10 protein-coding genes are annotated in these 7,093 nt (G+C 71.8%); 4 read left to right on the top strand and 6 right to left on the bottom strand.

Annotation, left to right across the window (positions count from 1 at the left end):
• The 3 genes from H3C53_07890 to H3C53_07880 form a co-directional block, all read left to right on the top strand.
• A partial coding sequence (locus H3C53_07890) for an FAD-binding oxidoreductase (GenBank protein MBW7916584.1) occupies window positions 1-932 on the top strand: 932 nt, incomplete at its 5' end.
• A gap of 99 nt (window positions 933-1,031) precedes the next feature.
• Window positions 1,032-1,271 carry an AbrB/MazE/SpoVT family DNA-binding domain-containing protein gene (locus H3C53_07885; protein ID MBW7916583.1) on the top strand — a complete coding sequence of 80 codons (240 nt, stop codon included), beginning with the start codon at window positions 1,032-1,034 and terminating at the stop codon, window positions 1,269-1,271.
• A gap of 26 nt (window positions 1,272-1,297) precedes the next feature.
• Window positions 1,298-1,699, top strand: a complete 402-nt coding sequence (locus tag H3C53_07880) for a hypothetical protein (protein ID MBW7916582.1) — start codon at window positions 1,298-1,300, stop codon at window positions 1,697-1,699.
• On the opposite strand, the gene thpR is transcribed toward H3C53_07880, so the two are convergent.
• From thpR to moaC, 6 genes are read right to left on the bottom strand one after another with little or no spacing between them, the layout of a single operon-like run.
• Entirely contained in the window at window positions 1,696-2,256 is a 561-nt protein-coding gene (gene thpR / locus H3C53_07875; GenBank protein ID MBW7916581.1) for an RNA 2',3'-cyclic phosphodiesterase, read from the bottom strand. The genes H3C53_07880 and thpR overlap by 4 nt on opposite strands.
• Before the next feature lie 12 nt (window positions 2,257-2,268).
• Complete coding sequence (gene moaA, locus H3C53_07870) at window positions 2,269-3,249, bottom strand: GTP 3',8-cyclase MoaA (protein ID MBW7916580.1); 981 nt, start codon at window positions 3,247-3,249, stop codon at window positions 2,269-2,271.
• Between the two features lie 35 nt (window positions 3,250-3,284).
• The gene (locus H3C53_07865) at window positions 3,285-3,716 is read right to left on the bottom strand and encodes a molybdenum cofactor biosynthesis protein MoaE (GenBank protein MBW7916579.1); all 432 of its coding nucleotides are present in this window, start codon (window positions 3,714-3,716) and stop codon (window positions 3,285-3,287) included.
• Window position 3,717: 1 nt separating this feature from the next.
• On the bottom strand, window positions 3,718-3,969 hold the full coding sequence (locus H3C53_07860) for a MoaD/ThiS family protein (GenBank protein ID MBW7916578.1): 252 nt from the start codon (window positions 3,967-3,969) through the stop codon (window positions 3,718-3,720).
• Window positions 3,966-4,865, bottom strand: a complete 900-nt coding sequence (locus H3C53_07855) for an NTP transferase domain-containing protein (GenBank protein ID MBW7916577.1) — start codon at window positions 4,863-4,865, stop codon at window positions 3,966-3,968. Before H3C53_07855 ends, H3C53_07860 begins: the two co-directional genes overlap by 4 nt.
• A 58-nt stretch (window positions 4,866-4,923) precedes the next feature.
• Window positions 4,924-5,388, bottom strand: coding sequence for a cyclic pyranopterin monophosphate synthase MoaC (gene moaC / locus H3C53_07850; protein ID MBW7916576.1), 465 nt, complete (start codon window positions 5,386-5,388; stop codon window positions 4,924-4,926).
• Window positions 5,389-5,609: 221 nt separating this feature from the next.
• Between moaC and moeB the strand changes: the two genes are divergently transcribed.
• Window positions 5,610-6,722, top strand: a complete 1,113-nt coding sequence (gene moeB / locus H3C53_07845) for a molybdopterin-synthase adenylyltransferase MoeB (GenBank protein MBW7916575.1) — start codon at window positions 5,610-5,612, stop codon at window positions 6,720-6,722.
• Window positions 6,723-7,093: the final 371 nt, after the last annotated feature.

Raw genomic sequence — 7,093 nt, 5'->3', positions numbered from 1 at the left:
TGGCGCTCAACCTCGCGAGCCGCGACGAGTACGTGCGGCTCGACGAGGAGCTCGGCGGCGGCATCGGCCTCGAGCGGCGCGGTCTCACCATGCTGTGCGCCACGCAGGAGGGCCTCGACGAGGAGGCGCGCGTGGCCGAGATGGCGAAGGAGCTCGGCAGCCGCGCCGAGGTCCTGAACGCGGCCGGGGTGAGGGCGCTCGAGCCCGACATTGAGCTGAACGTGGTGGGGGGCGTGCGCTTCCCCGACGACGCCCACCTCGACCCGGGCGCGCTCATGCGGGCCCTACAGGCGAGGTTGGTGGCGGACGGGGTCGAGTTCCGCTTCGGCGCGCACGCCATCGGCTTCGAGCGCGACGGGGCGACGATCCGCGCCGTGAGCGTGGCGGCGCCGCGCCAACCCGAGCCCGTGAGGGGCGACGCCTTCGTGCTCGCCGCCGGCGCGTGGACCGGCCGGCTGGCGCGCCTACTCGACATGCACGTGCCCATGCAGCCCGGCAAGGGTTACAGCCTCACGCTCGAGCGGCCGTCGCAGCGTCTCGCAGTGCCGTCCATCCTCACGGAGGCGCGCGTGGCCGTGACCCGCATGGGCGAGAAGCTGCGGGTGGGCGGCACCATGGAGCTTAGCGGCTTCGACGAGCGCGCCAACGAGCTGCGGGTGCAAGGGATCGTGGAGGCGGCGCTCCGGTACTTCCCCGGGCTGTCGGCGAGCGAGTTCCAGGCGGCCCCGCGCTGGCACGGCTTCCGGCCGCTCTCGCCGGACGGCCTGCCGTACCTCGGCCTCGCCAGGCGCTACCCCAACCTGGTCGTGGCCTCCGGCCACGGGATGATGGGGCTGAGCCTGGCGCCCGTCACGGGCAAGCTGGTGGGGGAGCTGGTGGCGGGCGAGCCGACGAGCCTCGACGTGGGGGCGCTGGCGGTGGAGAGGTTCTGACGGAGCAGCTCGAGGCCGGTGGTTGCGCGGGTGCGTCCTTGGTAAGACCTGTCTTCGGCACCGCCGCGAGGTATCCTTACTTCTTGGAGGCGAAGTAAGGTGAACACGAAGGCCACCATCACGAGCAAGGGGCAGGTCACCATCCCCAAGGCGGTCCGTGCCCGGCTCGGTCTGGAACAGGGCGACGTCGTCGAGTTCGTGACGTTGGAAGGGCTCACGTACCTGAAGCCCGTGCGCAGCGGCGACAACCCTTTCGCCGCCTACGCCGGGGCGCTGCCAGCGTTCGAGACCAGGGACGAGATCGGTACTTGGTTGCGTGACCTCAGGGAAGACGACTGAGGGTGCGAAGCGCTGTAGACACGAACGTGATCTCGGCCCTTTGGTCGGCCGAGCCGTTGGGCGGCGCCATGGCTGGATGGCTGGACGAGGCGAGGCGTGCCGGCGGCCTGGTCATCTGCGCGCCGGTGTTGGTCGAGCTTCTGGCGCACCCGGGGGCCACGGGGGAGTTCGTCACGCGGTTCTTGCATGATTCGGGCGTCCAGGTGGATCAGCAGTTCTCCCAGCGCATGTGGGACGAGACAGGGCGGGCGTTCGCAGCCTACGCGGCTAGGCGGAGGCGGTCTTCGGGAGGCCAACCGAAGCGGCTGCTGGTCGACTTCATGGTCGGTGCACACGCCCTCCTAGCGGCCGATCAGCTACTCACGCTCGACGCGGGGCGCTACAGCCAGGACTTCCCCGAACTGCGACTCCCCGCAGCACCGCTCTAGCTGGCGAACCGACCGTCCTCCAACGGAACATCGGCCCGCACCACGTACCGCGCGCCCGAGGCGTGCAGGTGGCTCTCAACAAGCTGCAACTCGTCCGCTGCCCACTCGCCGTACTCCTGCAGCCTTGCCAGCCTGGCGGGCACGGGCTGGGGCACCCTCATGCGCGCGAGCGTGATGTGCGGGTGGAAGCGCTTGTCGTCGAGCTCGAACCCGGCCGCGCGTAGCTCCTTGGCGAGCGCCGCCTGGAGCTCGATGAGGGCCGGGACGTCGCCCGTGAGGCCCGCCCACAGGACCTTGGCCCTGCGCTCGTTGGGGAAGGCGCCGATTCCCTGAGCGGCGAGCCGCAGCGGTCCAGGGAAACCCTCCGTGGCGGCGAAGGCCGCGTCCTCCACGTCGGGCACGCGCCGTTCCTCCACCTCGCCGAGGAACGCCAGGGTGACGTGGAGGTTATCGGGACGCACCCAGCTGACGCCGCGAGCGTCGGCGGCGGTGCCCACGCGCGCAAGGTTGGCGCGCACGTTGTCGTCAACCGGGACGGCTATGAACAGGCGGGGCATGGTCTGAGCGCCTCAACCTCCTATGGCCACCATGGTCCGGTCGCGGGTCCCCTCCCGCATGCCGGAGAACACCTTGTTCCACGCCGCCGTCCGCAGCGCCCGCCTGAGAGCCTCGACGGGTTCCGCGTCGTCGAGGGCGCTCCTCGCGCCGAGCTCCCAGTCGTGCATGAGGCACGGCCGCAGGCGCGCGTCGCTCGTCATCCGCATGCGGCTGCAGCCCTCGCAGAACGGCTCCGAGACGGCGTTGATGAACCCGAGGGTCCCCGACCAACCCGGCACGCGGAACCGCCGGGCCGGCGCGCTCGGGTCGGTCGGCACCGGTGCGAGGGCGCCGTGGGCCCGCTCGATCCGCGCGCGGGTCTCGGCGCCGGCCACGAACTGATCGTGGTACTCGCCGGCCGGGGCGTTGTTGAGGTGCATGTACTCGATGAACCGCACCTCGAGCGGCCGCTCCCGCGTGAGCCCCGCGAGGCCCACGACCTCCTCCTCGTTCGTGCCGCGTATCACGACCGCGTTGATCTTCAGGGGCGTCAGCCCCGCCTCGAACGCCGCCTCGATGCCGGCCAGGACGGGCACGATGCTGCCGCCCGTCACGGAGCGGAACACCTGGGGGTCGAGGGCGTCGAGGGAGACGTTCACGCGGTCGAGCCCGGCGTCGATCAGCTCTGGCAGGCGCCGGGCGAGCAGGGTGCCGTTGGTCGTGATGGCGACGTCGGGCACCTTGGCGACCCGCTTGGCGTGCCGGATCATGTCTGGCAGGTCGCGCCTGAGGAGCGGCTCGCCACCCGTGAACCGCACCGCGCCAAGGCCGAGGCTCACGGCCGCGTCAATCAGGTTGGCCACGTCGCGCACGCTCAGACCGCCCGGCGGTTCGCACTGCTCGCTCCCCAGCGGGTTGCAGTAGTCGCAGCGCAGGTTGCAGCGCGGCGTGACGCTGATGCGCAGGTCCTTGATGACGCGCCCGAAGCTGTCGCTCAGCCTCTGCGCGGCCACGGCTTCACCGGTGGTCTGGCGTGACGTCGTCACGCTCACACCTCCTCGGGCCGCGGGCGTTGGCCCTCCACCCAGGCGGCCTCGCCCGTCTCGTAGCGCTCGTGCTTCCAGATGGGCACGCGCGCCTTGATCTCGTCGATCACGAAACTGCACGCCGAGAAGGCGGCGGAACGGTGCTCCGCGGCGACCCCCACCCAGACGGCACATTCGCCGATGGCGAGGGGTCCGACGCGGTGGACCGCCGCCGCCCGCTGGATGGCGAAGCGCTGCAGCGCCTCGGCCAAGATCCGCTCGCCCTCCTTCACGGCGAGGACCTCGTGCGCCTCGTACGTCAGTCCCTCCACGGCTCTCCCGTCCGCGCGGTTCCTGACGCGACCCTCGAAGACCACGACCGCTCCCGCGCCGTGGTCCTCCAGGAGCTGCGCCCAGCTCGCCACGTCGATCGACCCCTGCTGGACGGCGAACACGTCAGCCTCCGGCCACGGGCGGGATGAAGGCGACCTGGTCGCCGTCCGCCAGTTCGCGCTCCCAGGCCGCGAACTCGTCGTTGATCGCCACGCGGAGCGCGCTGCGCGGCAGCGGCAGCGAATGGAGGGCGCGGAGCTCCTCGTACAGGCCGGCGGCGTCGCGCGCGGCCGTGACCACCCGTTCGCTCGCCTCCCCGCGCGCCTCGCGGAGGAGGGCGTAATAGGCGACCCGCACCGTCTTCTCGCTGGTCATGCGGCACCTCCGGGCTTCAAGCGGGCGACGGCGAGGGCGTAGTCGTCGGGAGAGTTGACGTTGGCCAGTTCGACCGCGTCCGCCCCGTCAACGACCTCGCAGCGCGAGTTGATGAGCATCTTCCGGGGACAGTCGTAACCCATCCCGGCCGTCTGGAAGAGCCGCAGCCGCGCCTTGGGCTCGTAGACCGCGACGAGCGGCTCCGGCAGTCCGTCGGACGAGCTGCGGTAGGCGGTCGCGAACCTGAACGGCGCCCGCGCTGCCAGCAACCGCTCGACGGTCGCGGCGGTCACGCCGGGCAGGTCGCAGGCGAGCACCAGCCAGGCGGCGTCACGCCGGCCGTTCATGGCGGTGAGGATCCCGCCGAGCGGCCCGAAGCCGCGGAAGGCGTCCACGACGTGCGGCAGGCCGGCGAGCACCGGCTCGGCGAGCTGCTCCTCCCTGATGGACACGTACGTTCCTTCGCAGAAGCGCGAGAGCAGCTCGTGAAGGACGCGAACCTGCGGGGCGCCGTGGTACTCGATCGCCCACTTGGGGCGGCCCATCCGCTCGCTCCGGCCGCCGGCCAACACGAGCCCGAGGAGCGGTACCCGCGCGGCGCGCTCGGCTAGCCGAGCGCGCACCTCGGCCGCGACCTGCTCGGGCGGGCGTGGGATACGTGGTGGCGGATCATCGCCCGGGGCGCCTGGCAGCTCGTCTGGTGCGCGCGCTCGCAGCACCACGTCTTGATCGAGTAGCGAGTAGTGGGCGGCGAAGAGATCGGGCGCACCGGCGGCCGCCGAATCGTCCACCCACCCTACGAGAAGGTCCGGCTCCAACGCCCGGGCGACGGCGCGCAGGTGGGCGGTGGGCTCCGGATTGCCGGCGCAGTCGACGTCGACGAGGAACGGGTGCACGACCCCCACGTCACGTGCTGACGCAGCACTTCTCGAGGTCGTTCTAGTCGAGTTCGTGCTAGCCGACATCGCTCTTCCCTCCGCGCTTGCTGACGAGGTGGATCCCCTCGATCGTCATGTCTTGGGAGAGCGCCTTGCACATGTCGTACACGGTCAGCGCCGCCACGGACGCGCCCGTGAGCGCTTCCATCTCCACGCCGGTCTTGCCGTGCAGGCCGACCCGACAGTCGATCCTCACGTCGCCGTCGTCGGTGAGGGTCAGGTCCACCCGACACTCTTCCGTGGCCAGCGGGTGGCAGAGGGGGATGAGCTCGCTCGTGCGCTTCGCCGCCATGACGCCCGCGAGGCTGGCAGTGACGAAGACGGGGCCCTTGGGCCCCGCGATGTCGTTCCCGTTGATGGCGGCCCTCACCTCGGCCGGCAGCCGCACGATGGCCCGGGCATGAGCCGTGCGCCGCGTCGGGGGCTTGGCTCCGACGTCCACCATGCGCGGCTGGTTCGTGTCGTCCACGTGCGTGAGCATCGGTTCGTCCACGGGCTGGTCCTACGTCGAGGAGGCGTAACGGGCTTGCTGGGTGCCGAAGACCTGGATCGTGGCGGAAGGATAGCACAGGCCTCCCGGTTGTCCAGCCCCGCCTCGGCGCGGTCCTTGCGCCCGACGCCGGCGTGGCGGTGCTACTATCCTGGCCACGAAAGGGCCGCGGGGAGCCGGTCACGGCCGGCGCGCGGCGGGGCGCGGGACCGATGCTGACGCAGGCCGAGATCACACGCTACGACCGCCAGTTGCGCTTGGCGGGGTTCGGTCCGGAGGCGCAGGAGCGCCTGGCCCGCGGGTCCGTGCTCGTGATCGGCGCGGGCGGGCTCGGGTCGCCCGCCATCCTCTACCTCGCGGCCGCGGGCGTGGGCCGCATCGGTGTCATCGACGACGACGTCGTGGAACTGAGCAACCTCCACCGGCAGGTGATCCACCGCCAGGCCGACGTCGGCGCAGCCAAGGTGGCCTCCGCCGCGCGCGCCGTGGCCGAGGCCAACCCGACGACCCTGTTCGAGGCCCACGCGGAGCGGCTGACGGAGGCCAACGCCCATGCGCTGATGGCCGACTACGACGTGATTCTCGACGGTTCCGACAACTTCGCCACGCGCTACCTCCTCAACGACGCCGCCTACCTTGCCGGCAAGCCGCTCGTCCACGGCTCGGTCCTCGGCTTCGAGGGCCAGCTCACCGTGTTCCGGCCCGGCGGCCCGTGCTACCGGTGCCTGTACCCGAGCCCGCCGGCCGCGGGGACCATGCCCAGTTGCTCCGAGGCCGGCGTGCTCGGCGCCCTGCCGGGCGTGATAGGCGTGCTGCAGGCCACCGAGGCGATCAAGCTGCTGGCGGGCGTCGGCGTGCCCGCAGTGGGCAGGCTCGTCACCTTCGACGGGCTGCGCCTCGAGTTCGGCGAGTTCCGCTACGGGCGGGACCCCGCCTGCCCCGTCTGCGGCGAGGAACACGCCGCGGGCGCGCCAGACCCGGGCGCCCCGGACTCGGGCGCCCCAACCCCCTCGTTGGGCCGGGTGAAGACCCTCACCGCCGCGCAGTACGCCCGTCTCAGCGAGGCCGGCGAGGCGCACCTGCTGCTGGACGTGCGCGACGAGTGGGAGCTCGCCACGGGGAGCATCGGCGGAAGCGTGAACGTGCCGCTGGCCGGGCTCCGTGGCCGCCTGAACGAGCTGGCGGGCTGGCGCGAGACGCTCGTCGTCTGCTACTGCCAGTGGGGCGGCCGGAGCCTCCGGGCCGCCGAGCTCCTCGCCGGATCCGGGTTCACCGACGTGGCGAACCTGGCGGGCGGCTGGCAGGCGTTCTCCGCGCGCGGCTGACCGGCGCCCCTCCCCGAACGAACTGCCGACGCGTTTGAAAGCGCGTTGGAAGCGCCCCACCAGATACTGCCCGCATGACGCCGCGAACCCGGCCCGCTAGTGACGCGCACGCTCAGCGCGCGCCTGCCGGACGGTCGTTCGTCATGACGCTGTGGCTGGAGCCCACCGAGGATCCGACCCGCCCCGAGTGGCGCTGGCGGGTCAACGAGGGAGGCGCGGACGAGTGTAGGTACTTCCGCAGCCTCGCGCGACTTCTCGCGTACCTGAGCGAGCGGACGGGTGCGCCGCCACCGAGCTGACCCGCGCCGCCAACGAAGCGGACGCGCCGGAAGGAGACAGGATGACCGGTACAACGCCGAACGAGGTCCGGG

The organism is Trueperaceae bacterium (assembly GCA_019454765.1).
Lineage (GTDB): Bacteria > Deinococcota > Deinococci > Deinococcales > Trueperaceae > JAAYYF01.
This window is presented reverse-complemented; position numbering and strand designations above follow the sequence as displayed.

Coding starts and splice junctions, on each gene's coding strand:
- thpR (MBW7916581.1), bottom strand. CDS start 2,256: ATGCCCCGCCTGTTCATAGCCGTCCCGGTTGACGACAACGTGCGCGCC.
- moaC (MBW7916576.1), bottom strand. CDS start 5,388: ATGCTCACGCACGTGGACGACACGAACCAGCCGCGCATGGTGGACGTC.
- moeB (MBW7916575.1), top strand. CDS start 5,610: ATGCTGACGCAGGCCGAGATCACACGCTACGACCGCCAGTTGCGCTTG.
- H3C53_07860 (MBW7916578.1), bottom strand. CDS start 3,969: ATGACCAGCGAGAAGACGGTGCGGGTCGCCTATTACGCCCTCCTCCGC.